General features: G+C 66.9%; 26 protein-coding genes. 14 read left to right on the forward strand and 12 right to left on the reverse strand.

The window, feature by feature from the left end; all coding sequences use genetic code 11:
- The first annotated feature begins 425 nt into the window (after positions 1 to 425).
- From QZX93_RS02910 to QZX93_RS02925, 4 genes are all read left to right on the forward strand, one after another.
- The gene (locus tag QZX93_RS02910; RefSeq protein ID WP_295383787.1) at positions 426 to 2,675 is read left to right on the forward strand and encodes a primosomal protein N'; all 2,250 of its coding nucleotides are present in this window, start codon (positions 426 to 428) and stop codon (positions 2,673 to 2,675) included.
- A gap of 154 nt (positions 2,676 to 2,829) precedes the next feature.
- A complete protein-coding gene (argS, locus tag QZX93_RS02915) occupies positions 2,830 to 4,599 on the forward strand; it encodes an arginine--tRNA ligase (protein ID WP_295383785.1) in 1,770 nt (589 codons plus the stop codon).
- On the forward strand, positions 4,600 to 5,358 hold the full coding sequence (locus QZX93_RS02920) for an SPOR domain-containing protein (protein WP_295383783.1): 759 nt from the start codon (positions 4,600 to 4,602) through the stop codon (positions 5,356 to 5,358). It abuts the gene before it with no gap.
- On the forward strand, positions 5,355 to 5,564 hold the full coding sequence (locus QZX93_RS02925; RefSeq protein ID WP_295383781.1) for a heavy metal-associated domain-containing protein: 210 nt from the start codon (positions 5,355 to 5,357) through the stop codon (positions 5,562 to 5,564). Before QZX93_RS02920 ends, QZX93_RS02925 begins: the two co-directional genes overlap by 4 nt.
- A gap of 184 nt (positions 5,565 to 5,748) precedes the next feature.
- Here QZX93_RS02925 and QZX93_RS02930 read toward each other — a convergent pair whose 3' ends face one another.
- From QZX93_RS02930 to QZX93_RS02945, 4 genes are all read right to left on the reverse strand, one after another.
- Positions 5,749 to 6,465 carry a mobilization protein gene (locus QZX93_RS02930; RefSeq protein ID WP_295383779.1) on the reverse strand — a complete coding sequence of 239 codons (717 nt, stop codon included), beginning with the start codon at positions 6,463 to 6,465 and terminating at the stop codon, positions 5,749 to 5,751.
- Between the two features lie 115 nt (positions 6,466 to 6,580).
- On the reverse strand, positions 6,581 to 7,153 hold the full coding sequence (locus tag QZX93_RS02935; RefSeq protein ID WP_295383777.1) for a diheme cytochrome c: 573 nt from the start codon (positions 7,151 to 7,153) through the stop codon (positions 6,581 to 6,583).
- Between the two features lie 17 nt (positions 7,154 to 7,170).
- Positions 7,171 to 7,587 (reverse strand): DUF1924 domain-containing protein, encoded by a 417-nt coding sequence (locus QZX93_RS02940; RefSeq protein WP_295383775.1) that lies wholly within the window; start codon positions 7,585 to 7,587, stop codon positions 7,171 to 7,173.
- An 8-nt stretch (positions 7,588 to 7,595) separates the two neighbouring features.
- Positions 7,596 to 8,207 (reverse strand): cytochrome b/b6 domain-containing protein, encoded by a 612-nt coding sequence (locus QZX93_RS02945; protein WP_295383773.1) that lies wholly within the window; start codon positions 8,205 to 8,207, stop codon positions 7,596 to 7,598.
- A gap of 186 nt (positions 8,208 to 8,393) precedes the next feature.
- Between QZX93_RS02945 and QZX93_RS02950 the strand changes: the two genes are divergently transcribed.
- The 5 genes from QZX93_RS02950 to QZX93_RS02970 all read left to right on the forward strand — a co-directional run bounded on the left by QZX93_RS02950 (position 8,394) and on the right by QZX93_RS02970 (position 11,923).
- Complete coding sequence (locus tag QZX93_RS02950) at positions 8,394 to 8,777, forward strand: PepSY domain-containing protein (protein ID WP_295383771.1); 384 nt, start codon at positions 8,394 to 8,396, stop codon at positions 8,775 to 8,777.
- Positions 8,777 to 9,439 (forward strand): response regulator transcription factor, encoded by a 663-nt coding sequence (locus tag QZX93_RS02955; protein WP_295383770.1) that lies wholly within the window; start codon positions 8,777 to 8,779, stop codon positions 9,437 to 9,439. The genes QZX93_RS02950 and QZX93_RS02955 overlap by 1 nt, the downstream gene beginning before the upstream one ends.
- Positions 9,436 to 10,854, forward strand: a complete 1,419-nt coding sequence (locus tag QZX93_RS02960; RefSeq protein ID WP_295383768.1) for a HAMP domain-containing sensor histidine kinase — start codon at positions 9,436 to 9,438, stop codon at positions 10,852 to 10,854. Before QZX93_RS02955 ends, QZX93_RS02960 begins: the two co-directional genes overlap by 4 nt.
- Positions 10,855 to 11,123: 269 nt before the next feature.
- A complete protein-coding gene (locus QZX93_RS02965) occupies positions 11,124 to 11,444 on the forward strand; it encodes a type II toxin-antitoxin system PrlF family antitoxin (RefSeq protein ID WP_295383766.1) in 321 nt (106 codons plus the stop codon).
- Positions 11,444 to 11,923: a type II toxin-antitoxin system YhaV family toxin gene (locus QZX93_RS02970; protein ID WP_295383764.1), complete on the forward strand. Its 480-nt coding sequence runs from the start codon at positions 11,444 to 11,446 to the stop codon at positions 11,921 to 11,923. The genes QZX93_RS02965 and QZX93_RS02970 overlap by 1 nt, the downstream gene beginning before the upstream one ends.
- Before the next feature lie 222 nt (positions 11,924 to 12,145).
- On the opposite strand, the gene QZX93_RS02975 is transcribed toward QZX93_RS02970, so the two are convergent.
- From QZX93_RS02975 to QZX93_RS03000, 6 genes are all read right to left on the reverse strand, one after another.
- The gene (locus tag QZX93_RS02975) at positions 12,146 to 13,354 is read right to left on the reverse strand and encodes a type II secretion system F family protein (protein ID WP_295383763.1); all 1,209 of its coding nucleotides are present in this window, start codon (positions 13,352 to 13,354) and stop codon (positions 12,146 to 12,148) included.
- Positions 13,355 to 13,445: 91 nt separating this feature from the next.
- On the reverse strand, positions 13,446 to 15,329 hold the full coding sequence (gene gspE / locus QZX93_RS02980) for a type II secretion system ATPase GspE (RefSeq protein ID WP_295383761.1): 1,884 nt from the start codon (positions 15,327 to 15,329) through the stop codon (positions 13,446 to 13,448).
- Positions 15,330 to 15,332: 3 nt separating this feature from the next.
- On the reverse strand, positions 15,333 to 17,249 hold the full coding sequence (locus QZX93_RS02985) for a nucleoside-diphosphate sugar epimerase/dehydratase (protein WP_295383844.1): 1,917 nt from the start codon (positions 17,247 to 17,249) through the stop codon (positions 15,333 to 15,335).
- A complete protein-coding gene (locus QZX93_RS02990; RefSeq protein WP_295383760.1) occupies positions 17,249 to 18,313 on the reverse strand; it encodes a glycosyltransferase family 4 protein in 1,065 nt (354 codons plus the stop codon). Before QZX93_RS02990 ends, QZX93_RS02985 begins: the two co-directional genes overlap by 1 nt.
- A gap of 20 nt (positions 18,314 to 18,333) precedes the next feature.
- Positions 18,334 to 18,888 (reverse strand): DJ-1 family glyoxalase III, encoded by a 555-nt coding sequence (locus QZX93_RS02995; RefSeq protein ID WP_295383758.1) that lies wholly within the window; start codon positions 18,886 to 18,888, stop codon positions 18,334 to 18,336.
- A 60-nt stretch (positions 18,889 to 18,948) separates the two neighbouring features.
- Complete coding sequence (locus QZX93_RS03000; RefSeq protein WP_295383757.1) at positions 18,949 to 20,280, reverse strand: S41 family peptidase; 1,332 nt, start codon at positions 20,278 to 20,280, stop codon at positions 18,949 to 18,951.
- A 128-nt stretch (positions 20,281 to 20,408) separates the two neighbouring features.
- On the opposite strand from QZX93_RS03000, the gene QZX93_RS03005 reads away from it, so the two are divergent.
- Complete coding sequence (locus tag QZX93_RS03005; protein WP_295383755.1) at positions 20,409 to 20,651, forward strand: hypothetical protein; 243 nt, start codon at positions 20,409 to 20,411, stop codon at positions 20,649 to 20,651.
- A 71-nt stretch (positions 20,652 to 20,722) separates the two neighbouring features.
- Here QZX93_RS03005 and QZX93_RS03010 read toward each other — a convergent pair whose 3' ends face one another.
- A complete protein-coding gene (locus QZX93_RS03010; protein ID WP_295383753.1) occupies positions 20,723 to 21,925 on the reverse strand; it encodes a peptidoglycan DD-metalloendopeptidase family protein in 1,203 nt (400 codons plus the stop codon).
- A gap of 189 nt (positions 21,926 to 22,114) precedes the next feature.
- On the opposite strand from QZX93_RS03010, the gene QZX93_RS03015 reads away from it, so the two are divergent.
- The 4 genes from QZX93_RS03015 to QZX93_RS03030 all read left to right on the forward strand — a co-directional run bounded on the left by QZX93_RS03015 (position 22,115) and on the right by QZX93_RS03030 (position 24,538).
- On the forward strand, positions 22,115 to 22,414 hold the full coding sequence (locus tag QZX93_RS03015; protein ID WP_295383751.1) for a metalloregulator ArsR/SmtB family transcription factor: 300 nt from the start codon (positions 22,115 to 22,117) through the stop codon (positions 22,412 to 22,414).
- A gap of 173 nt (positions 22,415 to 22,587) precedes the next feature.
- Positions 22,588 to 23,016, forward strand: a complete 429-nt coding sequence (locus QZX93_RS03020; protein ID WP_295383843.1) for a rhodanese-like domain-containing protein — start codon at positions 22,588 to 22,590, stop codon at positions 23,014 to 23,016.
- Between the two features lie 47 nt (positions 23,017 to 23,063).
- A complete protein-coding gene (secB, locus tag QZX93_RS03025) occupies positions 23,064 to 23,534 on the forward strand; it encodes a protein-export chaperone SecB (protein WP_295383749.1) in 471 nt (156 codons plus the stop codon).
- Positions 23,531 to 24,538 carry an NAD(P)H-dependent glycerol-3-phosphate dehydrogenase gene (locus tag QZX93_RS03030; RefSeq protein WP_295383748.1) on the forward strand — a complete coding sequence of 336 codons (1,008 nt, stop codon included), beginning with the start codon at positions 23,531 to 23,533 and terminating at the stop codon, positions 24,536 to 24,538. The genes secB and QZX93_RS03030 overlap by 4 nt, the downstream gene beginning before the upstream one ends.
- A 166-nt stretch (positions 24,539 to 24,704) precedes the next feature.
- Here QZX93_RS03030 and QZX93_RS03035 read toward each other — a convergent pair whose 3' ends face one another.
- Positions 24,705 to 25,181, reverse strand: a complete 477-nt coding sequence (locus tag QZX93_RS03035; protein WP_295383746.1) for a tRNA (cytidine(34)-2'-O)-methyltransferase — start codon at positions 25,179 to 25,181, stop codon at positions 24,705 to 24,707.
- Positions 25,182 to 25,283 lie beyond the last annotated feature (102 nt).

Here is a 25,283-nt window from a genome sequence, read left to right on the forward strand (position 1 = left end):
ATGATACACATCGAGCTCAGGTGCGCAAGGGGGCCGACGCGCGGCCCGCGGGTGGGTGGTGCGCCTGATTCGCTGGCCCCGGCCGGCTGCGGCCTTCGCCCGGGGCGCCGCCTACGCCATTCTGTTCACAGTCTGGGTTCATCCGCCGATGGCCGCGCGTAGGCCGCGCTGGGGCCCTGTCCGAATCGGTGCGCAGCGCTCGATCAATCAGTTGGAAAAGGAAAACAATCACTTGCAGTCCCGGCCATGTCGTAGCCGATGAAACAGGACCGTAACAACGGCGCCGCCTGGCGGCCAGGTCGCAAGTCTTACCCACAGAGTTATCCACAGCAATTGTGAACAGCCTCCGTTTCGTCATGGCCGACAGTCGGTTGCGTCCCCGGCGCAGGATTCAGGCCGGGGGCGCCGCCTGAGTGGGGGCCAACTTGCCCCCGCCCCGTGCGGCGATCCTGCGGGTCGCGGTGGCCGGGCCCCTGCCCGGGCTTTTCGACTATCTGCCGCCGACGGATGCCGACACCAGGCCCCTGGTCCCCGGGACGCGCCTGCTGGTGCCCTTCGGGCGCGGGCAGCGGGTCGGGATGCTGGTCGAGTTTGCCGAGTCCTCCGAGCAGGAACCGGACCGTCTCAAACCGGTCGCCGCGGTGCTCGATGCCCGGGCGCTGCTCGGCCCGGCGGATTTGGCCCTGATCCGCTGGGCGGCGGAGTATTACCGCTCGCCCCTGGGTGAGGCCCTGTTCGGTGCCCTGCCGGTGCGCCTGCGCCGCGCGGATGCGCGTCTGGACCTGGACCTCCCGGGGCTGCGCCCGAGCGCCGCCGGGCTGGCCCTGGACTTGGCCGCGCTGGGGCGGGCACCGGCGCAACGCCGTGTCATGGAGTGCCTGCGCGCCGCCCCGCAGGGCCTTGGGACGCTTGCGCTGAAGGACCGGCTTGGGTCCTGCGCGGGGCCGCTCAAGGCCTTGCGCGACCTGGGGCTGATCGAGGCGTGCCGGGTGGCGGCGGGGCCGGTGCCGGTACCGGCGGCGCTCCCGGACCCGGCCACCCCCTACCCAGCCGGCCCCGATCTCAACCCGGAACAACGGCGGGCCGTGGCCGCGGTGAGTGCGGCCTGGGGCGGTTTTGCCCCCTGCGTGCTCGACGGGGTCACCGGCAGCGGCAAGACCGAGGTCTATATCCGGCTGATTGCCGAGGCGATTGCGGCCGGCCGTCAGGCCCTGGTGCTGGTGCCGGAGATCGGTCTCACCCCGCAACTGCGCGACCGCCTGGAACAGCGCCTGCCAGGACCCCACGCGGTGCTGCACTCGGCCCTGCCGGAGGCCGAGCGCGAGCGCGCCTGGCACAGTGCCGCCGCCGGGCATGCCACCCTGGTGCTCGGCACCCGCTCGGCCTGCTTCGTACCACTGCCGCGCCTGGGGCTGATCGTGGTGGACGAGGAGCACGACGCCTCGCTCAAGCAGCAAGAGGGCTTCCGCTATTCGGCCCGGGATCTCGCGGTGCGCCGCGCCCAGCAGGCCGCTTGCCCGGTGATCCTGGGCTCGGCCACCCCGTCGCTGGAGACCCTCTATAACGCCCGCCTCGGGCGCTACCGCCGGTTACATCTGAGTGCGCGCGCCGGCGGCGCCCGGGCGCCCGCCATCGCGGTGCTGGACATCCGCGGCCAGTCGTTGAGTGCCGGTCTGTCGCCGCTGTTGCGCGCCCAGGTCGAGGCCCAGACCGGTGCCGGCAATCAGGTCATCCTGTTTCTCAATCGCCGCGGCTATGCCCCGGTCCTCACCTGTCACGACTGCGGTTGGGTCGGCGCCTGCCCCCATTGCGATGCGCGCCTCACCCTGCACCTGCGGCTGCGCCGACTCTGGTGCCACCACTGCGGCTGGTTCCTGGGCACACCGTCCAAGTGCCCGGACTGTCAGGGGCTCGACCTGCGCGGCCTGGGTCTGGGGACCGAGCGGCTGGAGGAGGAACTGCGGGCGGTCTTCCCGGGCGTCAGCCTGGCGCGGGTGGATCGGGACAGCACCCGCCGCAAGGGCGAACTGGACCGGCTGCTGGCGGCCAGTCGCAGCGGCGAGATCCAGATCCTGGTCGGCACCCAGATGCTCGCCAAGGGGCACGACTTCCCGGGCGTGACCCTGGTCGGCATCCTCGACCTGGACCATACGCTCTATGCCTCGGACTTCCGCGCCTCGGAGCGCACCGCCCAGCTCATCGTCCAGGTCGCCGGTCGCGCCGGGCGGGCGGATCGCCCCGGACGGGTGGTGTTGCAGACCCGCCACCCCGATCACCCATTGCTCAAATCGCTGATTCAGGGCGGCTACCCGGGCTTTGCCGAACTGGCCCTGGAGGAGCGCGAGGCCGCCGCGTTGCCGCCCTTCGGCCATCTCGTGCTGCTGCGCGCCGATGCCCCGGAGGCCGAGGTGCCGATGGATTTCTTGCGTCAGGGGCGCGCCCTGGCCCTTACCCTCCTCGCCGACCTGGGTGAGACGCGGGTGCAGGTGTCGAGTCCGGTGCCGGCGCCGATGGAGCGGCGCGCCGGGCGCTACCGCGCCCAACTCCTGGTGGAGGGTCCGGATCGCCCCGGGTTACAACGCCTGCTGCGTCCCTGGGTCAGCCAGTTGTGGATGATCGCACGCACCGGCGGCCTGCGCTGGTCGCTGGACGTGGACCCCCAGGACATGATGTAAGTAGCGGGCGCCAGTAGGCGCCCGCTTTGTTTAAATTTTATTGCTGCGGGGCTCCCGGACATGCCCTAAGGGCCGGATTCGGGTATCCTTTGCGCTTGCCATCCGGCGGCCTTCGACGCGCCGCGGCCCCTGCCTTTGTTCTCCCGAAAGACTCATGAAGCAACAGATTACGGACCTCCTGCGCGCCGGTTTGGCGCAACTGACCGCCGACGGCTCCTGGGACGCGATCACGCTCCCGGAACCCCAGGTCGAGCGGACCCGCGACCGGACCCATGGCGATTTCGCCACCAATCTGGCCCTGTTGCTGGCCAAGCCGGCCCGCGCCCGTCCGCGGGACCTCGCCGAGCGGCTCATCGCGGCCCTGCCGGCCTCGCCGCTGGTCGAGCGGGTGGAGATCGCCGGCCCCGGTTTCATCAATTTTTTCCTTGCAGCGGATGCCTACCGCACCGTGGTAGCGGATATCCTCACCGCCGGACACGACTACGGCCGCTCCCGGCAGGGGGCCGGTCGGCGCATCCAGGTCGAATTTGTCTCCGCCAACCCCACCGGCCCGCTGCATGTGGGCCACGGGCGCGGCGCGGCCTACGGGGCGGCGGTGGCGGACCTGCTGACGGCGGTTGGCTATGAGGTCCATCGGGAATATTACGTCAACGACGCCGGCCGGCAGATGGACATCCTGGCCGCGTCCGTGTGGCTGCGCTATCTGGAGCTGTGCGGCGAGGCGATCGAGTTCCCGAGTAACGGCTACAAGGGCGACTATGTCTGGGACATCGCCGCCACCCTGCATCGGGAGCACGCCGACGCCTACCGGGTGGCGGGGGCCGAGGTCTTTGCCGGGGCGCCGCCGGACGAGCGTGAGGGGCTCGAAGGCGGCGACAAGGAGGCCCACATCGACGCGGTCATCGCTGCTGCCAAGCGCCTGCTGGGGGACAACCGCTACCGCTACTGCTTTGAGCTCGCACTCAATACCATCCTGGACGATATCCGCGCGGACCTGGCCGAGTTCGGGGTGGAGTATCAGGAGTGGTTCTCGGAGCGCTCGCTCGCGGAGCGCGGTGCCGTCAACCGGGCGATCGAGCGCCTGCGCGAGGCCGGCCACGTCTTCGAGCAGGGCGGGGCCCAGTGGTTTCGGGCCACGACCTTCGGCGACGAGAAGGATCGGGTGCTGATCCGTGAGAACGGCCAGTGCACCTACTTCGCCTCCGATGTCGCCTACCACATGGACAAGCTGGAGCGCGGCTTCGAGCGGGTCATCGACATCTGGGGCGCGGACCATCACGGCTATGTCCCACGGGTCAAGGCGGCGCTCAAGGCCCTGGGCGACAACACCGACCGCCTTGATGTCCTGCTGGTGCAGTTCGCCATCCTCTATCGGGGTGGGGAGCGCGCCCAGATGTCCACCCGCTCGGGTGAGTTCGTGACCTTGCGTGAACTGCGCCGGGAGGTGGGCCGCGATGCCGCCCGCTTCTTTTATGTGATGCGCCGGTGCGAGCAGCACATGGACTTCGACCTGGATCTCGCCAAGAGCCAGTCCGCGGACAACCCGGTCTATTACTGCCAATACGCCCATGCGCGGGTATGCAGTGTGCTGCGGCAGGCGGCAGAGAAGGGGCTGGTGGTCGAGCCGAGCCCCGGCACCGCCAACCTGGAGCGGCTGACCGAGCCCCATGAGCAGGCCCTGCTGCGCACCCTGGCCCGCTACCCGGAGGTGATCGCGGTGGCGGCGCTAAACCACGAGCCGCACCAGGTCGCCACCTACCTGCGCGAACTGGCCAACGAGTTGCACACCTATTACAACGCCCACCAGTTCCTGGTGGACGATGCGGCACTGCGCGATGCCCGCATCAAACTGATCCTGGCCGTGCGGCAGGTCTTGCGCAACGCGCTCGCGCTGCTGGGCGTGCGTGCCCCGGAGGCGATGTAGATGGCCCTGGGCCCGCGGCGCCGCCCCCCACCAAAGCCTGTCCCCCGGCGCGGGCGGCCGCGCTCCTGTGTCTGGTGGTTCCTGTTCGGGGTCCTGCTTGGCAGCTTTGGGGTCGCACTTTACTGGATGACCCATCCCGGCGCGGTCCCGACCCCGACGGCGGCGCTGCCCAAGACTGAGCGGCCGGCGCCCCAACAGCCCAGCTTCCAGTTCGAGAAGATCCTGCGCGAGACGGTGGTGGACAGCAAGGACAACGGCAAGCCGCCGCCGCCCCCGGCGCCCCGGCCCGAACCGCCACCGCCGACGCCGGTCGTGCCGGAGCCGCCGAGCGAGGCGCCGGCGGCCGCTGAGCGGCCCAAACCGGGTACCCCGGCCGAGCCGACGGCCAAGGCCAAGGCAGATGCCAAGACCACGGCGGAGGGCGGCACCTACATCCTCCAGGTGGGATCCTTCACGACCGCCCAGAAGGCCGACTCAGCGAGGGCCAGGCTCGCCATGCTCGGCGTCACCACCCGGGTGCAGACGATCACCCGCAAGGACGGCCAGGTCTGGCACCGGGTCATCACCGGGCATTTGAACGGGAAGAAGGCGATGGAGGCGACCCGCGCCACCCTCAGGAAAAACGGCACCGAGGCCATCCCGGTCACGGTCAGTCCGGCACCGGCACCGGCACGTCCTGCCGCGCCGCATGCGACGCCGGCCCACCCGGCGTCGGCGCGGCCAGCGGCACCCCATCCCCACGCGGAAAAACAGCCATGACGATCGAACTCAAAGTCACTGGAATGAATTGCCAACACTGCGTCCGGGCCGTCAAACAGGCCCTGGAGGCGCTCCCCGGTGTGACCGCCGCCTTGGTGGACCTGGATACGGGGACGGCGCGGATCGAGGGCGCGGCTGCCCCCGCCGACCTGATTGCCGCGGTGGTTGAGGCCGGCTACCAGGCGCAGCCGCTCGCGAGCGACTGAGAGCGCCGCCGGCAATCAGCCCAATAAGAGCAGTTCTCACACGGAGACACAAAGATCACAAAGACTATCAACTCGATATATTGATCGAGGAGATCAACTGCGCGGTGATCAGCCAAACGCATCCAATGGTCTGTTTTTCTTTGTGTTCTTTGTGTCTTTGTGTGAGCAATTGTCGGAATCAGGGTCAGCGATCGGTGCCCGGGTGGCGGGTGAAGAGATCCGGGCCCAGCGCCGCGAATTGCTGGTAGACCCGGCGCAGCCAGACCTTGACCCGCTGGCGGTCCATGAGGCCCAAGCCGGAGTCCTTGTTGTTGGCGCCGGCCCACAGGCTGGCACCCTGGTGGTCGATCTTGCGCATGGTGGCGGCATGCAGTTCCGGCAGGTCCAGTGTCCTGGCACCGAGTGCTTGCGCGCGGGCAATGATCGGGGAGGCGTCGAAGGCCGAAAAATCCCTGCCGCGGCCATAATTCTTGACCGCGACATAGGCGGCGTTGCCCTCGTAGCGGTCGCACAGGGCGGCCAGCAGACCGATCGCGTCGGCGCCGTCGTCCATCACATGCCAGAACACGACTGGGATGGATTCTTCGGTTGCCAGCGCCAGTAGGTCGTTCTGTTCGATCCACCGATGCAGCGGGAGCGAGGTCTGAGCGGCCAGGTCGACCAGGATGTCCTGGTCCGACGCCAGGGCGGCCTCCATCAGCTGGTCGGCGCTCGTGAAATCATCAAGCACGATGAGGCGGCTGTAGTCGGCGTAGAAGCGCAGCAGCGCGCCGTGGGAACGGTCAGTGTCGAAGGCGGTAAAGGGCAGTTGGTGGTCGATGTGGTACTGGGCCAGCAGGCGGGCCAGGACGGACTTGCCGACCCCGCCCTTCTCGCCGCCGACAAAATGGATCTTACTCATGCTGGTGCCTGACTTAACTTGGATGGGGGAGGAGAGACTGGGCGGCATGGTAGCCGTTTCACCCGGACCTGTCCCACTGCCGGTGCCCCAGGTCTCCCCCCCGCGTCAGGCGGCGTCAGTCCTTGTAGGCCCCGAACCCGGGGATGACCACTGCGTCCTCGTTGAAGTTACCCTTATCCGCCCCGGGGTGGCAGGCCTGGCAGTTGCTGAAACTGCCCACCTTGGGGTTGTCCTTGACCTGGCTGACCGGGACCTCGTCGTGCTTGCGCGTGAAATACGCGGTCTGGGTGATGCGCGGCGGCTCCTTGCCCGCGGGCGGGGCCGTGAAGCGGGTCTTGCCCTTGGCGCCACGATCGGCCGCGTTGGCCTCAAGGTAGGCAAGCAATTCGTCTTTGACTGCCGGCTCCAGGGTGGCGTCGTCGCCGTAGTGCTTGTCCAGGGTGTCCATGACCTGGCCCCAGGAGGCGGCCGGCAAGAGTCCGGGCAGATAGGCGAAGTGGCAACCGCCGCACTCGGTGAGGTAGCGCTCGTTGGTTACCGGGCCCAGGCCCGCGCGGCCCCCACGCTCGGAATGCTCGCTCTTGCCTTTGCGTCCGCCGTCGTCGTCATCGTCGTCGCTCCAGGCCACTGTGCTCGCCCCGAAGGCGACCAGGGCTACACTCAGGGCAGCGATGTGTAATTTTTTCATCTAGATACTCGGTGTCGTTAAAGCGACTGCAGGTACTTGACGACGTCACCCTTTTCCTGAGCGGTGCATTCACGTCCCAGAGTCCACTTGCAGTTGCGGCCAAACCACTTCTCGACCTTGGCCGGGTCCGTGAGCACCTTGGAATTGGCCGAGACCGCCATGGGGTCGATGGCCTTGCCGGTCTTGGCGTGCTTACCGGATTTCGTCAGGTCCGTGCCGTGGCAGGTGGTGCAACTGCGCGACTCACCCTCGGTCTGGTGCTTGGCGGTCCAGAAACTCTGCCCGGCGGCCGCGGTGAAGGTCCCGCCGCCCTGGCCCTTGTAGGTCGCGAGCAGGTCGTCGCCGTTGGCCGCGGCGGTGGCGCCCGCGAAGCTGGCGATACCGATGGACAGCGCCGCCGCCATCAGGCGGTTCTTGGTGTTAGTGTGCTTCATAGTGCTATTCATACCTCTTTGATTTTATAACCATCGATCATGCCACGCACCAGATTCTCGTGGTGTTGCCGGCTGGCGAGCGCCACCCCCAGCAGGTGCAATGGTACTAGGGCCAGGGTCGCCCACGCGATGAATTCGTGGGCATCTTTGAGGTCATGGGCGCTCCCCGCGGAGAGCCCCGCCATGGCGGACGCGAAGGGTCCGGCGAACTCGCTGGCGCCCAACACCATCACGCCGGTGATGGAGGTGAGTGCAAAGCCGGCAATCAGGGCCACGGCCATGGCCGCGCCGGCCGGATTGTGGCCCAGATAGCGGGCTGGGTGGCCGCGGACGATCTCACCCATATAGGCCAGCGTGGCCCGGGGTCCGCGGACGAACTGCGACCACCGGGCATGGCGGGTCCCGATCAGTCCCCAGACCAGCCGTACGGCGATGAGTGCGAGCGCGGTATAGCCGGCCCAGGTGTGCAGTTCGAGTAGCTCGTCTTCGGTCAGAAAGGCGATCAGCACCGCGCTGGCGAGGCCCCAGTGAAACAGACGCACGAAGGGGTCCCAGACGCGTACCCGCTCGGCGGGCGGATTTGTCCCGGGGTCGGCGATACCGGCGTTGGCATGACTCATGGGTGCAGTGGCTCTCGTATGGCGGTGGATGTCGGCGCCGGCCCGGGGTGGCGCCGCTTCCCGGTTAGGACGCAACGGCGGGCCGGTCGAGCGGTTGACGCAGAATCATGATGCGTAACCCATGAACGCTGCCTGACCGGGGTTGTCAGCGGATTGTCAGGATACCTTGGCCTAGAATACGCGGTTATGCAGACGCCAACCATTTTCGCGGTCCCAGCGCTCCCGACCCTGGCGCTGGCGCTGGCGCTGGCGTTCGCCTTGGGGGTTGCACCCGGCCTTGCCCACGGGGATCATAGCCCCGGGGAGTTCGGTTGGGAGGATGGCGACCAGAGTTACGACCGCGCCCGGCGCGCCAGGGAGAGCGGCCAGGTCCTGATTCTGGAAGAGATATTCAAACGCGCTACCGCGCGGTTTCCGGGCCGGGTCGTCGACGCTGAACTGGAAACGGAAAACGGGGTCTTGGTCTACGAATTGAAGATCCTCGACGCCAAGGGCCGGCTCATCAAGGTGCATATGGACGCGCGGCGCGGTGTGGTCTTGGACAAGGCGGTGGGGGGGGGCAAAGACTGATGCGTATCCTGGTGGTTGAAGACGATCCCCGGACCCTGGACACCCTGGTTCGCGCGCTCGAAGGCGCCGGCTATCTGGTGGACCACACGGGTGACGGCAAGGATGCCTGGTTCCGCGGCGATACCGAGTCGTATGCGGCGGTGGTCCTGGACCTGGGGCTCAAGGGCATGGACGGGCTGGCGGTCCTGAAGCGCTGGCGCGCGGCCGGGCGTGACCTGCCGGTGCTGATCCTCACCGCCCGCGGCGACTGGAGCGAGCGGGTGGAGGGGATCGATGCCGGCGCCGATGACTATCTGCCCAAACCATTCCGGGTGGAGGAGGTCCTGGCCCGCCTGCGGGCGCTGCTGCGGCGCGCCGGCGGCCAGTCCTCGCCAGTCCTGCGCGCCGGCGCCCTGGCCTTGGACACCCGCCAGGTACGGGTGACCCTGGACGGGGTCCAGATCCACCTCTCGCCCCAGGAATACCGGTTGTTGAGCGTGCTGCTGCACCACAAGGGGACAGTGGTGTCCCAGGGCGATCTCGCCGATCAGATTTACAGTGACGGGATCGAGCGCGACACCAATGGCGTGGAGGTCCTGATCGGGCGGCTACGCCGCAAGCTCGGGTCCGACCTGATCGAGACCCGCCGCGGCTTCGGGTATCTGATCGACGACCCGGCATGACCCGCCGGTCGCTGCGCTTCCGCCTGCTGCTGGCCGCGGCACTGTCGACCGGCCTGGCCCTGCTGGCGGCTTGGGTCGGGCTCACGGCACTCTTCGAGCATCATGTGGAGCGGCGGGTCGAGGCCGAACTCGACGCGACCCTGGACCAGATACTGAGCCACCTGGACACCACTCCAGAGGGGCGCATCCGCTTCGACCGGCCCTTGGCCGACCCGCGGTTCCAGGCCCCTTTGAGCGGCTTGTACTGGCAGATCGAGGACCGGGTGCGATCCACGGTGCTGCGCTCACGCTCGCTGTGGGACGCGGTGCTGAAACTGCCCGAGGACGAGTTCCCGGCGGGTGCCTTGCGCAAGTTGGTGCTGGCGGGGCCGGGGGCGCAGTCGCTCCTGGTCTTGGAGCGGCGCATCATCTACCGGGTCGGCGCCGAGGACCGCCGGCTGCGGGTCGCGGTCGGCCTGGATCGACGCGAGATCATTGCCGCCCGTCGGCACTTCGGGGTCGACATGCTCCCCTATCTGGCCTTGCTGGGGGCCTTCTTGGTGTTGGCTGCCTGGGTCCAGGTGCGCATCGGGCTGGCCCCCCTGGATGAGGTGCGCCTGGGGGTGCGGGCGATCCGCGACGGGGACATGCGGCGCCTGCCCGCGATCTACCCGGATGAGGTGCTGCCCCTGACCGAGGAGGTGAATATCCTGCTGGAGGCCCAGGAGCGGGCGATCGAACGGGCGCGCGCCTGGACCGCCGACCTGGCCCACGGGCTCAAGACCCCATTGGTGGTCCTGGCCGCGGACGCCGAGCGCCTGCGCGGCCTGGGACAGTGTGAGGTGGCCGAAGACATCGACTCCCTGGCGCAGGCCATGCGTCGCCGGGTCGACCGGGAGTTGATCCGGGCGCGGGTGCGCTCGCGTGGGGAGGTGACCCGCGCCGGCTCGGCGGTCGGTGCGGGTTGGGGGGCGACGCCGGCGCGTGCGGACCTGGCGGTGACCCTGGGAATGGTGGTTCGCGCGTTGGAGCGCACCCCCAACGGGGAGCGCCTCAGCTGGGAGCTGGACTGTCCGGCCCCGCTGCCGGTGCCGATACTCCCGGATGACCTGGCCGAGCTCCTGGGCAATTGTCTGGAGAACGCCTCCAACTGGGCCGCCGAGCGGGTCAGTGTCAGGGTCACAGTTGGGGAGCGCGTCTTGGTGCAGATCGAAGACGACGGCCCCGGGGTCCCGGAGGAGGATCTCAAGGACTTGGGGCAGCGGGGTCTGCGTTTGGACGAGCGCAAACAGGGTTTCGGTCTGGGGCTCGCCATCGCCCAGGACATCTGCGACGCCTACGGCAGCGACCTGGCCTTCGGTCGCGCCGTTCTGGGCGGGCTCGCGGTGAGCCTGCGCCTGCCCCCGGCCGCCACCCGGCGCCCCCGCGCAGTCTGACCCTGATCCCAGAAAGAGCAGTTGTCACGCCAAGGCGCCAAGCTTGCCAAGGTTTTTCAAAACGTTATCGGCGTTCGGCGACTCACCCGCAGGGTGATGCCGATGCGGCGCACATCGCTTTGTCTCTTCTTGGCGTCTTGGCGCCTTGGCGTGAGCAATTTCCCGGATTTAGGATCAGTGGCTGGAACTATGATCGCGGCCGCATCGTCTTCTTGACGCGGTAAGGAATCGTCCTTACAGTGCCGGGAAAGGTTCAACGGAGTGCCGCGATGCACCACATCCATGAAGTCGCCACTGTCACCTCAAAAGGCCAGATTACCCTGCCGAAGCCGATCCGCCAGGCATTGGGCATTGCGGTCGGCGGACGTGTCGCTTTCGACCTGCGGGGTTCTGAAATCGTGGTCACCCGGGCGGAACCGGCGGAGCACCAAGACCCTGCCATCGAAGCCTTTTTGTCTCTGCTTGAGCAGGATATCAAGGGTGGAAAACAGCTCACGACGCTGCCGGACGATCTGGCCCAGGCCATGCTGGCCAATCTTCGCCATGGCGTTGACATGGACCAAGAGATCGTTGGTGACGTGGTCCTGTGATGCAACGACACGGTTGGACGCTGCTGTTTCATACCTACCTGGTCGAGCAGCTGAAAAGGCTGAAAACGGCCGCAGATCGCGCGCAGATATTCGATCCGGCCGGGTTTGCGACCAATGCCAACGTCAAGCTATGGCGCGCACTGGGTCAACTGATCTTTGAGACGGTGCCGACCGATCCGGCGCGGGAGGATTATCGGCAGGGAAATACGATGGGAACCGCCTATCGTCACTGGCGCAGGGCTAAGATCGGACGCAGGTTCCGGCTGTTTTTTCGCTATGACTCCAAAGCCAAGGTGATCGTTTTTGCCTGGGTCAACGACGAACATACGCTGCGGTCGGCAGGCAGCAAGTCAGATCCCTATACAGTATTCCAGAAGATGTTGGAGCGTGGGTATCCGCCCGATGGCTGGTCGGCCTTGCTCGCGGCCAGTCAGTCGGATTGGCTGGGGCAGGAGTGCGCAGCACCGGGCGAAACTTAAATTTGGCCGGTCCGGCGTGCCGGCGCCGCTGATTTCTCTTGGATATGTCGGGAGCCGCCACCGGCTAACGGCCATGGAAGGGGGGCCTGCCACCCCTGACCATGAAAGTCTTTCAGGCTAACGGGGCGCTCCTGCGCCCGCTCGTGGTTTTCGCGTGAAATCTACTTCACAGACATCGGCTTACGGCGACTTTCACGGTAAAGCCTCGACCTCCGGTTGCCCTCACCCCACCAATTCATTTGCCCCTAGGATCGCCATCAGGATGGAGATGATGATTCCGGCGACCACCACGCCCAGGCCGATGATGAGGATGGGCTCCAGGAGGGTCAGCATGGACTGGACGCTGTTGCGGGTCTCGCGGTCATAGATAGTGGCGACCTTGGCGAGCATGGTGTCCAGGGCGCCGGATTCCTCGCCCACACGGATCATCTGGAGTGCCAGGTCGGGCAGGGCCTTGAGTCGGACCAGGGGGCCGGCGAGGCCGCGGCCGTGCTTGAGTTCATCCCCCGCCTCGTCCAACAGCCCAGCGATCTTGCGGTTGCTGACGACCTCCTTGGCCAGCGTCAGTGCGCTCAACAGCGGCAGGCCGTTCTTGAGCAGGGTCGAGAGGGTGTGGGCGAGGCGGGCGGTCTCCATCTTCCAGATCAGGTCGCCGAAGAGCGGTAGGTCCAATACCCGGCGATCCACGCGGGCGCGCACCGTCGCATCCTGGAGCCAGCGCTCTAAGACCACTGCAATCAGTGCGATGACGCACAGCATGGCCCACCAGTAGTTACGGAACAGGTCCCCGGCGCCGACCACAATCCGTGTCGACATCGGTAGCTTGGCGCCCATGTCATTGAACAGGGATGTGAACTGGGGCACCACGAAGACCAGCATCAGGATCACTGACAGTCCGGCGACGAACAGCAGGATCGCGGGGTAGATCAGGGCGGAGGTGACGGTTTGGCGGAGCTCCGCGGTTCGCTCCAGGTAGTCGGCCAGGCGGTCCAGGACCTGATCGAGCGCGCCGCCGGCCTCGCCGGCCTTGACCATGTTGATATAGAGGCGGGGGAATTGGCCCTCCTGGGCCTCCAGTGCGGTGGAGAAGGTCGCGCCGCCGCGCACCCGCTCCTGCAGGTCGGAGAGTACCCGCACCAGATGCCCCTCCGGGGTCAGTTCGATCAAGACCTGAAGCGAGCGGTCCAGCGTCATGCCGGCCTCGATCAGGGTGGCCAGCTCCCGGGTAAGGATGCCGATCTCCTTGTTGTTGAGACGCCGCCGCCGGGTGCGCCCCAGGCGTGCCCGCAGGCCGCCGGCGGAGCGGGTTTCCAGCAGCAGCAGGCCCTGGGACTGGAGTTGGGTGACCAGGCTTGTCTCGTCCGCCGCCTCCAGCTCGCCCTCGACCGACTCGCCGTCGAGCTTGACCGCTTTGTAGAAATATTTGGGCACGGTTGATCCTCATCGGTCCAGCGGTACGCGCGGCGCAGAGCGCCTGACACAGGCGTGACACCGTTGACCGGTATCACGAAATTAACCCCGGCTAGTCGTCCTCAGCCACGCGCAGGACCTCTTCCACCGTGGTGCGTCCGCTCATGGCCTTGCGCAGCCCGTCCTCGTACATGGTGGCCATGCCTTCCTCCATGGCCAAGCGTTGGATCGCATTGGCAGTGGCGTGGCTCAGGACCAATTTGCGGATGGGGTCGGTCATCAGCAGGACCTCGGAGATGACCAAGCGGCCGCGGTAACCGGTGACGCTGCATTGGTCGCAGCCGACGGGCCGATACAAGGTGAGCGGCCCCGCCGGCTGGAAGCGGGTGAAGCGGGCGGCGAGTTCGGGCAGCGCATCATAGGGCTCCCGGCAATGGGGGCAGAGGGCGCGTACCAGGCGCTGGCCCAGGATGCCGTTGATAGTAGAGGTCAGCAGATAGTCCTCCACCCCCATGTCCAGCAGGCGGGTCACGCCGCTGGCCGCATCGTTGGTGTGCAGGGTGGACAGCACCACATGGCCGGTGAGGGCGGATTGCACCGCGATGCGGGCGGTCTCCAGGTCGCGCATCTCACCCACCATGATGATGTCGGGGTCCTGGCGGACGATGGCCCGCAGCGCCCCGGCGAAGGTCATGCCGATGGCGGACTTGACCTGGATCTGGTTGATCCCCGGGAGTTGATACTCCACCGGGTCCTCGACCGTGATGATCTTGCGCTCCTGCGTGTTGAGCCGGGAGAGTGCCGTGTAAAGGGTGGTGCTCTTACCGGAGCCGGTCGGGCCGGTGACCAGCAGGATGCCGTAGGGCTGCTCCAGGATCTGCAAGAGGCGTTCGCGGGGCGAGCCGTCGAAACCCAGCGCATTGAAGTCGAAGCGCACGCTCTCCTTGTCCAGCAGGCGCATGACTACGCTCTCCCCGAACATGGTGGGGACGGTGGAGACGCGCAGATCGAGCTCCCGGCCCTGGATGCGGACCGGGATGCGCCCGTCCTGGGGCAGGCGGCGCTCGGCGATATTGAGCTTGGCCATGATCTTGACGCGGGAGATCACCGCCGCGGTGGAGCGCACCGGGGGGGCATCGACCTCCTTGAGAATGCCGTCAATCCGATACCGGACCTTCAGCTCATCGGCAAAGGGTTCGATGTGGATGTCCGAGGCGCGCGCCTCCACCGCCTTCTGGATCATGTGGTTGACCATGCGGATCACCGGGGCCTCGCTGGCCAGGTCCTTCAGGTGCTCGATGTCCTCCTCGTCGAAGTCGCTGAAGTCGGGCTCGGCGTCCGGATCGGGCGCCGGCTGTTTCTCGTCATAGAGCCGCGCCAGGGCGAGTTCGATCTCGGAGGGCAGGCCAATGACGGCCTCTACCGGCTTGCCCGCCGCCATGGCGACCGCGGCGAGGATGAAGGGGTCGGCGGCATCGGCCAGGGCGACGCGCAGGCGCGCGTCGTCTTCAGCGACGGGTAGCACCCGGGCGTCCTTCAGGAAGCGCAGACTGAAGACGCCTTCGGCCACGGGTTCGGTGGGGAACTGTGACGGGTCCGCCAGGGGCAGGCCGAGCACCTCGCTCATGGCCTGGGCCAGGTCCCGTTCCGCGACCAGGCCGAGCCGCAGCAGCATGCGCAGCAAGGGCTCCCCGCCATCGTCGGCCAGGCGCCGGGCGCGCGCCAGGTCGCCGGGGGTGAGCTTGCCCCGTCCATACAGGGTCGCCACGATCCGGGCCTCGGGGGGGCGCTCGGCCGGGGGCTCGCTGGCCTCGGCGCTCGGCGCGGCGGCTTGATCCGGGCTCGGCTCAGCCCCCAGCGCTGTGGCCGCCAAGGGGTCGGCGTCCGCCACCGGGGCGCGGTCGTTCGCTACCCCAGTGGGCGCCAACAAGGCGTCGAGATCGTCGCGGGTGCCAGCGATGACCGGCAGCGGTTCCAGCAGGGTCTCGTCCTGCATCCCTCAGCGCTCCGGCGACTGGGGCGCGTCGGCGCGCGCCGGTTCCGGGTTCGCCTGCGCCCCGTCACGCCAATCCGGGATCAAGCGCCGCAGCAGTGCGCGAAGTTCCCCGGGCGATTGGTCCTCGCAGGCCCGCCGTAGTTCGGCCACCCAGTCACCGCCGTCCCCGACCGGGTCGGCGAAGGCGGCGTGGACCCCCTGGGCGACCCGGATCTTGGGGTGGCTGGTGGGGATCAGGTCCTCGGCGGCATAGAACAGTTCTTCATAGAGCTTCTCCCCGGGGCGCAGGCCGACATATTGGATCTGAATCTCCCGTCCGGGCTCCCGGCCGGAGAGCCGGATCATTTGCTCCGCCAGGTAGCAGACCTTTACCGGCTCGCCCATGTCGAGCACGAAGACCTCACCGCCGTCGCCAATCACCGCCGCCTGCATGATCAATTGGCAGGCCTCGGGGATGGTCATGAAGAAGCGTTCTATCTCCGGATGGGTCACGGTGACCGGGCCGCCGCGCTCAATCTGGCGTTTGAACAGGGGGACAACACTGCCCGCGGAGCCCAGCACGTTGCCGAAGCGCACGGTAATGAAACGGGTGCCTGAACCGGCCGCGCGGCGCTCGCCATTCATGGCGTAACAGATGGCCTCGGCCGCGCGCTTGGTAGCACCCATGACGTTGGCCGGATTCACTGCCTTATCGGTGGAGATCAGCACGAAGCGCTCGCAACCCCAGGTGCAGGCCGCCTGCGCGACCACTGAGGTGCCGATGATATTGTTGCGCACCGCCGCCCGCAATTGGTCCTCGAGCATGGGGACATGCTTGTAGGCCGCAGCATGGAACACGACCTGCGGTCGCTCGGCCGTGAACAATGCGGCGATTGCCGCGTCATCGCCCACGTCGAGCAGATATCGGGAGAAACTGAGGGCGGGGTAATTCTCCCGCAGTTCGAGCTCGATCCGGTACAGGTTGTACTCACCGTTATCAACCAAAATAAGATGCTTAGGGTTGGCGGCGGCGATCTGTCGCACCAGTTCCGAGCCGATCGAACCACCGGCCCCGGTGACCAGGACCTGCCGGCCGGCGAGACCGGAGCGCAGTCCCTCCCAATCCAGGGTGATCGGGTCGCGTCCGAGCAGGTCCTCAATCGAAACCGGCCGCAGTTGACTGATGCTGACCTGGCCGGTCATCAGATTGCCGAGTTGGGGCATGGTCCGGAAGGGCTTGCCGGCCTTCTCACACAGGCCCACCAGGCGCTGCATCTCGCGCGCCCCGGTGGGCGGGACCGCGAGCAGGACCAAATCGATCCCCCGCTCGGCGACCAGCCGCGGCAGGTCGGCGGTCGCCCCCAGGATCGGTACGCCATGGACCTCGCTGCCCTGGCGCCGCAGCTTGTCGTCGACAAAGCCGGCCGGGAAATAGGCCTGCTGGGGATCGCGCAGCATGTCGCGGGCGAGCATCTCCCCGGCGCGATCGGCCCCCACGATGAGTACCCGCTGCCCGGAGCGCAGGTTAAGACGGTGGTCCTTGAGCCAGCGATAGAAGAGCCGGGGCCCGGCGAGCAGGACGAGTTGCAACCCGAAGAACAACACCGGCACCGAGCGTGGGATCAGCGGGGAGCGATTGAACACGAACAGAGTCACCACTACCAGGGAGGTGCCGGCCAAGGCCGCGTTGGTGATTCGTACCAGGTCGGGGAGCGAGGCAAAACGCCACACCCCGCGGTAGAGGCCGAGCAGCCAGTAGACGCACCCCTGGACCAGGATCACCCACGGCAGGGTGGCCAGCGCACCCTGGAGAAACTCGGGCGGGATGGCCCCCAGGTTGAAGCGCAACCAATAGGCGGCGAACCAGGCGACCGGCACCATCAGTAGGTCGTGTGCGAGGGCGGCGGTGCGTGAGCGCAGACGATCGAACAGCTGACTCATCACGACGCGGTGGACCCCTGACGTTCGGCCAGGCCCACGCCGACATGGACCAGGCCGTAGACGATGGCCCAGGCCAGCAGGAGTAGCCATTGTTCCCATGCGGCAAGCCCAGGTGCAGCCACGGCACAGGCGGCGGCGGCGGCCATTAGGGCATAGGCCCGCAGCACGGTCTTGCGGTGGCCCCAGCCGGCGAGCACCAGGCGTTGGTAGTGGTGGCTGCGATGGGCCTCCCAGATACGCTCGCCACGTCCGATCCGGCGCGCCAGGGTCCAAGTCGCATCGACGATGAAGGGCGAGAAGGCGAGGGCGGCGACCCAGAGTGGAAACAGGCGCCGGTTCGCCCCCCACAACGAAAACCCTGCGGCCAGCAGGCCGATGGTGGATGAGCCCAGATCCCCCAGGAAGATCCGCGCCGGGGGGAAGTTACTGACCAGAAAGCCGGCCGCGGCCGCGGCGATGCAGGCGGCCGCCAGTGCAAAGACCGGATCGCCCCCGTGCCAGCCCAGGAGCGCCAGGGCAGCGAAACCGCAGACGGCCATCCCGCCGGCAAATCCGTCCATCCCGTCCATAAAATTGTATAGATTGATCATCCAAACCACATAGAGGACCGACAGCGTGGCACCCAGCGCGAAGGGTAGGGGCCAGTGCATGCCCGGCAGGCCCAAGGTGTCCCAGGCGAGTCCGCCGGCCAGCAGGATCAGGGCCGCGCTCAGGTGTACCGCGAGCCGCAGCCGGCGTGACACATGGCCGAAGTCATCGAACAACGACACCAGTGCGACCGGGAGTGCGGCGGCGGCGACCCACCAGAGCGGGGCCGCGTCCGGCGCCCAGTTCCCGCCATCACTGAGCCAATACCCGGCCAGCGCGACCGCCAGGGCGCCGCACACCGCCAAGCCGCCGCTGCGCGGGACCGCAACCCGATGCAGGGAGCGCGCGTTGGGGTGGTCGAGCAGGGCGGTGGTCCCGGTGCGGCGGCGCGCCAGCCAGCGCGCCAGTAGTGCGCTCAGGAGGAAAACGCCCGGGAGGGCGGCCAGTCCTTGGAGGCTTGGAATCTGGGGTGCCATGGCGGGATAGGCGCGTGGCCTCAGCGGCCGCGCACGAGCCCCGACTCCACGTCCTGGCGGCACGCCTCGCCCATCGACAGCGCGATCAGACACAGGGCGAAGTCCATGGCGGTGCCGGGGCCGCGGGAGGTCACGATCCGTCCGTCGACCACCACCGGCTCGTCGACCAGGGTCAGCCCGGGGTAGTCAGCGGCGGACACGGAGCCGGGATAGGCCGTGGCGCGGCGGCCATCGAGCAGACCCGCGGCGGCCAGGACCTTGGGGGCCGCGCAGATGGCCGCGATGAGGTGTCCGGCCGCCGCGTGGCGCCGCAGCAGTGTCGAGACGCGCCGATCCTCCTCCAAATGGCGGGCGCCCGGTAGACCGCCGGGCAACACCACCAAGTCGAAGGTCTGTTCCAGCTCGGCCTCCAGGGTGCTGTCGGGCACCAGCACGGTGCCGCGGCTGGCGGTGACCGGACCGGCGTGCAGACCCGCACTCACCACCTTGATGGCCGCGCGTCGCAACAGGTCGATGACCGTGACCGCCTCCAGTTCTTCACATCCTTGGGCGAGCAAAATCAGAGCGCTAGGCATGGTAAGTCTCCTGTGATGATGACCGGCCCCCCGCCCGGGGTGGCGCGGGCGCCATGGCCGTTAGCCACCCTGACGATGGCTCAGGATGGTTAATCCCTTGAGCACATTGAGTGCCTCGGCGAGTTGGAAGTCTTCGGCCGTCAGGGTCTTTTTCGGCTCGCCGGTCAGGCCGTCACCGGCCGGCTTGGGGGAGTCGAGATGGCGGACCAGGTCCGCCTCTTTCACCGGGTCCGCCTCCTGCTCTTTGGCCGGGGTGAAGTCACCGCGCTCCAGCACGATGTCCGGGATGATGCCCTGGGCCTGGATGGAGCGCCCGGAGGGTGTGAAATAGCGCGCGGTGGTGAGCTTCAGTGCGGTCGTGTCGTCGATCGGTACGATGGTTTGTACCGACCCCTTACCAAAGGTCTGGGTGCCCATGATCAGTGCCCGCTTTTGGTCTTGCAGCGCCCCCGCCACGATCTCCGAGGCCGAGGCGCTACCGCCGTTGACCAAGACTACCAGCGGGGCGCCATTGAGCACGTCGTCCGGGCCGGCCTTGAACTGGAGTTTGGCCTCCGCCTGTCGCCCCTGGGTGTAGACGATCAGTCCATCGGTGATGAAGGCGTCGCTCACGCCCACGGCCGCATTCAGCACACCGCCGGGATTGTTCCGCAAGTCCAGGACCAAGCCTTTGAGGTCGCCCTTATTTTCCTTCTTGAGTGTCGTGATCGCGGTGAGCATATCCTCGGTGGTACGGGCCTGGAAATGGGTGAGGCGCACATAGCCCAAGCCGGGCTCCAGGGTGCGGCTCTTGACGCTCGCGACATGGATGATGTCGCGTTCCACCTTGACCTCCAAGGGGCGCCCCGCGGTGCCGCGCATGATGGTGAGGTTGATCGTGGTGCCGGGCTTGCCGCGCATCAGGTTGACTGCCTCGTTTAATCCTAACCCCTTCACCGGCTTGTCATCGATGCGCACGATCAGGTCGCCGGCCTGGAGCCCGGCGCGCTGCGCCGGGGTGTCGTCGATCGGCGAGATGACCTTCACGAACCCGTCCTCCATGCCGACCTCGAGGCCGAGACCGCCGAACTCCCCGGTGGTACCCACCTGGATCTCCTGGTACTCGGTCTTGTCGAGGTAGGCGGAGTGGGGGTCGAGCGCGGCGAGCATGCCGCGGATGGCGCCTTCCAACAGGGTCTTGTCCGCGACCCCCTCGACATAGTCGTCCTTGATGCGCCCATAGACCTCGGCGAAGGTACGTAGCTCCTCCAGGGGTAAGGCCGCGGCCGGGCTGGCGTCGGCGGCCGGGGTGGGTGGCGGCGCCGGCTCGGCCAGGGCCGTGCCGACGAGGGTCGCGGCCACGCCGACCCGACCGATCCAGATCAAAAGCCTGTGGGAAATGGGTTTAGGCATAGTCTTGCGGGTTTGGCTACCGATTAAATGGGGGGCGCGGGGGCCGGGATGGCCGATCATTTTAACCGTCGCAGGGCGTCGGCGATGGATGAGTTCGAGCCGTGTGCCGCGCGGTCTGACTCGCAGGGATGGCGCGCATCGGCGCTGCCCTCGCCGTCGCCGTCGCCGTTCAAGGTGGCGTAAGGATCGCACATTTCAACACCGATCAACAGTTTGACCGATCGGCAGCGGTGTCTGCCAGGGCCGCAGGGGGATGGAAGGTCCGGGTTAGCCCGAATCTCTCAGGCCACGGCGCCAAGCTCGCCAAGATAATGATTTTGCTTGTCGTATCAGGCGCGTCGCCGATCTCGTCGCTGCTGAGGGTCAAGTGACGGCTTTCCACTCGTCCATTGTTTTCTTGGCGAGCTTGGCGCCTTGGCGTGAGACTCGTGAGAAATCTGGGCTACCCGCACCACAGGGCCGGGTCGATGGGCTCCCCGTTGTGCCGAATGGCAAAGTAGAGCACGGGTTCGTCCCGGCCGCCACTGTTGCCGCTCAAGGCGATGACCTCATTGGCCGAGACCCATTCCCCCACCTCCTTCAAAAGCGCCTCGTTGTGGCCGTAGAAGCTCAGGTAGCCGTCGCCGTGGTCGATCACCAGCAACATCCCGAAGCCCAGCAGCCAGTCCGCGTAGACCACCCGTCCGTGATAAACCGCGCGGACCTCCTCCCCCTCGTGGGCGGCCAGCAGGACCCCGTCCCAGGCGAGGTCGGAGTCGACCTTTTTGGCGCCGAAATCGACCTGCCGCCGGCCCTCCAGGAGCGGCCAGGCCAGCCGGCCCTGGCGTCGTGAAAACGGATCGTGCTCAATCTCTAGTTCGGCGTGGATCTGCGCGCGCTGCCGCAACTGGGTCACCAAGAGCTTGAGACTCTCCGCCTCGCGGTTGAGTCCCGCCAACGTCTGTTCGCGGCTGGCGATGGTCTGCTCCAGGCCCTTGAGTACCTGCGCGCGCTCTTGCTTGGCGGCCTCCAGTCGCGCACGGGCGTTCGCCTGTTCTATGGCCAGTTCCTGCAGGCGCTGGGCCTCCAGCTCGGCCTCTTGGACCAATCGGGTCAACCGCCTGGCGCTGGCCTCTACCGCCTGCAGGCCGCGCACACGCCCCCGGTTGAAATAGGCAAAGTAGGACATGACCCGACTCGCCCGTACCGGGTCCTGCTGGTTGAGCAACAGGCGCAAACCATCCGCCCGGCCCATGGCGTAGGCGGTGCGCAGCAGTTCGGACAGATGCTTGAGCTCCTCGGCCAGGGCGGCCTGCACTTGGCCCTCACGCCCATGAAGTTCCTCGGTCACCCGCGTTTGCTCGCGCACCCGGTCGTCGAGCTCGCGACCGGCGATGGCCAGTGCCGCCACGTCGCGCTCGCGCCCTTCAAGTTCCACGAGCAGGGCCGCTCGCTCGGCATTTTGATCGGTCAGCGCCGCCCCGACGGTCTCGACCTGCTGCTGAAGGTCCACCAGCGCGCGCTCCCGCGCATCGATCGGGTCGTCTCCGGCCCCGGCGGCAAAGGTGAGCACGAGGGCGAGTGCCCCCGCCAAACAGCGTGCGCAGGGCAGGGCGCGCCGCGCGGGCGCGGGCTGGGGTCTGGATGGACGGGCGCCACAGGTCATGGATACGGTTGATCGCAGCGTTAAGACCAATCGGGAGTATAATCGCTGGTCGCCCTGCCACTTCGCAGGACCGGAAAAAAAGCTTATTATTGCATTGTGAAAAATTTATTCCACCCACGTGCGAGTGCCGTCACTCTGCATCGGATGTCCCAACCGGTGCTGAACGACCCCGCGTCCGGACCTGGCGAGATGAGCCTGTTCGTGGACGATGAGGACATCGATCGCGCGTCGCGTTCGCTCAAGGCGATGTCCCATCCGCTGCGGCTGAAGATTCTGTGTACCCTCGGCGACGAGGAGGTCAGCGTCCAGGACATCGTCGATCACGTCGGCACCTCGCAGAGCAACATCTCCCAGCACTTGGCGATCCTGCGCGACAAGGGCATTCTGGCCTCGCGTAAGGACGCCAACCGGGTTTATTACCGGGTGAGCGACGCGCGGACACTGCGCCTCATCGGCATGATGCGTGAGGTGTTCTGCCAGCACGTCTAGGCAACCATCCGGCGCGGCCCAGGGTGACGTCGGCGCTCGCGCTCCTTATACTCCGTCCGCCGCGCCGCTGCCGGCCAAAAAAACGGTCGCGCAGCGCCGCCTGGCCGCCGCCCTTCCCGGTGTGGCACAGGCAGGCGAGGCGCGTAACAACCACTTATAGAGAATCCAGCCCGATGCAGGTAAGTCAACTGATCGCGTTCGTCGGCCACAATTGGTACCTTTTCGTCGCGCTCGCGGTAATCCTTGGTTTGCTGATCCACAACCTGACGGTCGGGGAGCGCGGCAACGTCGATCCCCTGGCCGCCACCGCGATGATCAACCATCAAGAGGCGACGGTGATCGATGTCCGCTCGGCGGCCGACTTTGCCGCGGGGCATATCGTCAACGCGGTGAACATACCGATGAACGGCCTTAAGAATCAATTGGCGGTCATCGGGAAGTACAAGGGCAAACCGATCATCGTCAACTGCAAATCGGGCGGCCAGTCCGCGGCCGCCTGCCAGCACCTGCGCAAGCAGGGCTTCGAGGACGTCTACAACCTCAAGGGTGGGGTACTTGCCTGGCAGGCGGCGAACCTTCCGCTGTCGCGCAAGAAGCGTTGAGCCCAGCCCCCGCCGATCCCTACACACTGCAAAGACCAGGACCCCCCATGGCCGAGAACGATCAGATCACCGATGAGCGGCAGTTCGCCGTGCAGCGCATCTATACCAAGGACCTGTCCTTTGAGTCGCCGAATGCCCCCGAGGTCTTCCGCGGCGACTGGAAGCCCGAGAACGAACTCAACCTCAACACCAAGGTCAACCGGCTCGACGAGCAAACCTTTGAGGTCGTGTTGTCGGTCACAGTGACCGCCAAGGTCGCCGACAAGACGGCCTTCATCGTCGAGGTCCATCAGGCCGGCATCTTTACCTTAGGCGGGTTTTCCGAACAGGAGCTCGGGCCCATGCTCGGCGCCTATTGCCCCAACCTGTTGTTTCCCTATGCGCGAGAGGTCGTATCGGACCTGGTGACCAAGGGCAGTTTCCCGCAACTGGTCCTCCAGCACGTCAGCTTCGACGCGCTCTTCGCCCAGCACCAGCAACAGGCCTTGGCCGAGGCCGAAGGGGCGCGTCCGCATTGACTTGCGTCCCGGCCTCCATCGCGGTCCTCGGCGCCGGTTCCTGGGGTACGGCCCTGGCGATACGGCTTTGCCGTAACGGCCATCGCGTGCGCCTGTGGGGGAATGAGCCCGAGCAGATCGCCGAGCTGCGCACGCACGGCGAAAACCGGCGCTTTCTGCCGGGCGTGGCGTTTCCCCCCGGGATCGTTCCACTCGATTCGCTCGAAGCGTCCCTGGACGGCGCCACGCATTGCCTGGCGGTCGTACCGAGCCATGCCTTCGCCGAGGTGATTACCGCACTGGCGCGGTGCTTGCCGCGGGGCATCGGGCTCGCCTGGGCGACCAAGGGACTGGAGCCCCAGAGCGGCGCACTCCTGCACACGCTGGCCCAGCGGGGGTTGCCCGGTGAGCGCCTGGCGATCGTCTCAGGCCCCAGTTTCGCCCGGGAGGTCGCCGTCGGGCTACCCACCGCGGTGACGGTCGCCTCTGCCGACCCCGACTTTGCCGGCCTCATCGCGAGTCTGCTGCACGGTGAGCGCTTCCGCGCCTACACCAGTTCGGACTTGGTGGGGGTGGAGGTCTGCGGTGCCGCGAAGAACGTCCTGGCCATTGCCACCGGGATCGCCGATGGCCTGGGGTTCGGGGCCAACACCCGCGCGGCCTTGATTACACGGGGGCTCACCGAGTTGATCCGACTCGGCACCGCCTTGGGCGGCCGGCGCGAGACCTTCATGGGGCTGGCCGGGGTCGGCGACTTGGTCTTGACCTGTACCGACGACCAATCGCGTAATCGGCGCCTCGGACTGGCCTTAGCCCGGGGCAGCAATGTCGAGCAGGCGCGGGCCGCCATCGGGCAGGAGGTCGAAGGCGTGGTGACTGCGCTGGCCGTGCGCGCACTCGCGCACCGACTCGGGGTTGAGATGCCCATCAGCGAACAGGTCTATCAGGTGCTTTATTCGGGGGTGTCGCCGCTCGATGCCACCGCCGCCCTGCTCGAGCGCGAACCCAAAGCCGAGTTTTGCTAAACTAAATCCGGGAATTGCTCACGCCAAGGCGCCAAGCTCGCCAAGAAAGACAAAAGCGTAGATCGACTCCTCAAATCACCCGCCAGGTGAATGGCCAGAGGCTGGTAACGCATTGAAAATGCTTGGCGAGCTTGGCGCCTTGGCGTGACAACTGCTCTTTCTCGGGTTAACCCTCCGGCGTGCCGGCGCCGGCGAAATCCAATTGTCGCCAGGCCTCGAACAGGACCACTGCGGCCGCGTTGGAGAGGTTCAGGCTGCGGTTGTCGGGCCTCATGGGTAGCCGCAGGCGCCGCTCGGCGGGCAGCCCGTCGAGCAGTTCGCGGGGCAGGCCGCGGGTCTCTGGCCCGAACAGGAAGCAGTCCCCCGGCTGAAAGAGCGGCGTGTCGTAGCGGACCCGACCCCGGGTGCTGAGTGCGTAGACCCGGGCGCCCGGGAGACCGGACAGGCACTGCGGCAACGAAGGATGTACCAGCATCTCGACCCACTCACGGTAATCGAGTCCCGCGCGTCGCAACAACCGATCCTCCAGGCTGAAACCCAACGGCTCGATCAGATGCAGCCGCGCGCCGACGTTGGCACAGAGACGGATGATATTTCCGGTATTTGGCGGGATTTCCGGCTGGAACAGGATGAGATTAAACATTTTTTCAACCTAAGTCCGGGAATCGCTCACGCCAAGGCGTCAAGTTCGCAAATAAATACAGTAGGATAGGCAAATTCGCTAGATCGCCCTCCGGGTGCGTGG

The organism is uncultured Thiodictyon sp., assembly GCF_903946935.1.
In the GTDB taxonomy this organism is placed as follows: Bacteria; Pseudomonadota; Gammaproteobacteria; order Chromatiales; family Chromatiaceae; genus Thiodictyon.

Excerpts from the sequence above, each read along its gene's own strand:
- argS (WP_295383785.1), top strand. The coding sequence starts at position 2,830 with ATGAAGCAACAGATTACGGACCTCCTGCGCGCCGGTTTGGCGCAACTG.
- QZX93_RS02920 (WP_295383783.1), top strand. The coding sequence starts at position 4,600 with ATGGCCCTGGGCCCGCGGCGCCGCCCCCCACCAAAGCCTGTCCCCCGG.
- QZX93_RS02925 (WP_295383781.1), top strand. The coding sequence starts at position 5,355 with ATGACGATCGAACTCAAAGTCACTGGAATGAATTGCCAACACTGCGTC.
- QZX93_RS02930 (WP_295383779.1), bottom strand. The coding sequence starts at position 6,465 with ATGAGTAAGATCCATTTTGTCGGCGGCGAGAAGGGCGGGGTCGGCAAG.
- QZX93_RS02935 (WP_295383777.1), bottom strand. The coding sequence starts at position 7,153 with ATGAAAAAATTACACATCGCTGCCCTGAGTGTAGCCCTGGTCGCCTTC.
- QZX93_RS02940 (WP_295383775.1), bottom strand. The coding sequence starts at position 7,587 with ATGAAGCACACTAACACCAAGAACCGCCTGATGGCGGCGGCGCTGTCC.
- QZX93_RS02945 (WP_295383773.1), bottom strand. The coding sequence starts at position 8,207 with ATGAGTCATGCCAACGCCGGTATCGCCGACCCCGGGACAAATCCGCCC.
- QZX93_RS02950 (WP_295383771.1), top strand. The coding sequence starts at position 8,394 with ATGCAGACGCCAACCATTTTCGCGGTCCCAGCGCTCCCGACCCTGGCG.
- QZX93_RS02955 (WP_295383770.1), top strand. The coding sequence starts at position 8,777 with ATGCGTATCCTGGTGGTTGAAGACGATCCCCGGACCCTGGACACCCTG.
- QZX93_RS02960 (WP_295383768.1), top strand. The coding sequence starts at position 9,436 with ATGACCCGCCGGTCGCTGCGCTTCCGCCTGCTGCTGGCCGCGGCACTG.
- QZX93_RS02965 (WP_295383766.1), top strand. The coding sequence starts at position 11,124 with ATGCACCACATCCATGAAGTCGCCACTGTCACCTCAAAAGGCCAGATT.
- QZX93_RS02970 (WP_295383764.1), top strand. The coding sequence starts at position 11,444 with ATGCAACGACACGGTTGGACGCTGCTGTTTCATACCTACCTGGTCGAG.
- gspE (WP_295383761.1), bottom strand. The coding sequence starts at position 15,329 with ATGCAGGACGAGACCCTGCTGGAACCGCTGCCGGTCATCGCTGGCACC.
- QZX93_RS02985 (WP_295383844.1), bottom strand. The coding sequence starts at position 17,249 with ATGAGTCAGCTGTTCGATCGTCTGCGCTCACGCACCGCCGCCCTCGCA.
- QZX93_RS02990 (WP_295383760.1), bottom strand. The coding sequence starts at position 18,313 with ATGGCACCCCAGATTCCAAGCCTCCAAGGACTGGCCGCCCTCCCGGGC.
- QZX93_RS02995 (WP_295383758.1), bottom strand. The coding sequence starts at position 18,888 with ATGCCTAGCGCTCTGATTTTGCTCGCCCAAGGATGTGAAGAACTGGAG.
- QZX93_RS03000 (WP_295383757.1), bottom strand. The coding sequence starts at position 20,280 with ATGCCTAAACCCATTTCCCACAGGCTTTTGATCTGGATCGGTCGGGTC.
- QZX93_RS03005 (WP_295383755.1), top strand. The coding sequence starts at position 20,409 with ATGGCGCGCATCGGCGCTGCCCTCGCCGTCGCCGTCGCCGTTCAAGGT.
- QZX93_RS03010 (WP_295383753.1), bottom strand. The coding sequence starts at position 21,925 with ATGACCTGTGGCGCCCGTCCATCCAGACCCCAGCCCGCGCCCGCGCGG.
- QZX93_RS03015 (WP_295383751.1), top strand. The coding sequence starts at position 22,115 with ATGAGCCTGTTCGTGGACGATGAGGACATCGATCGCGCGTCGCGTTCG.
- QZX93_RS03020 (WP_295383843.1), top strand. The coding sequence starts at position 22,588 with ATGCAGGTAAGTCAACTGATCGCGTTCGTCGGCCACAATTGGTACCTT.
- secB (WP_295383749.1), top strand. The coding sequence starts at position 23,064 with ATGGCCGAGAACGATCAGATCACCGATGAGCGGCAGTTCGCCGTGCAG.
- QZX93_RS03035 (WP_295383746.1), bottom strand. The coding sequence starts at position 25,181 with ATGTTTAATCTCATCCTGTTCCAGCCGGAAATCCCGCCAAATACCGGA.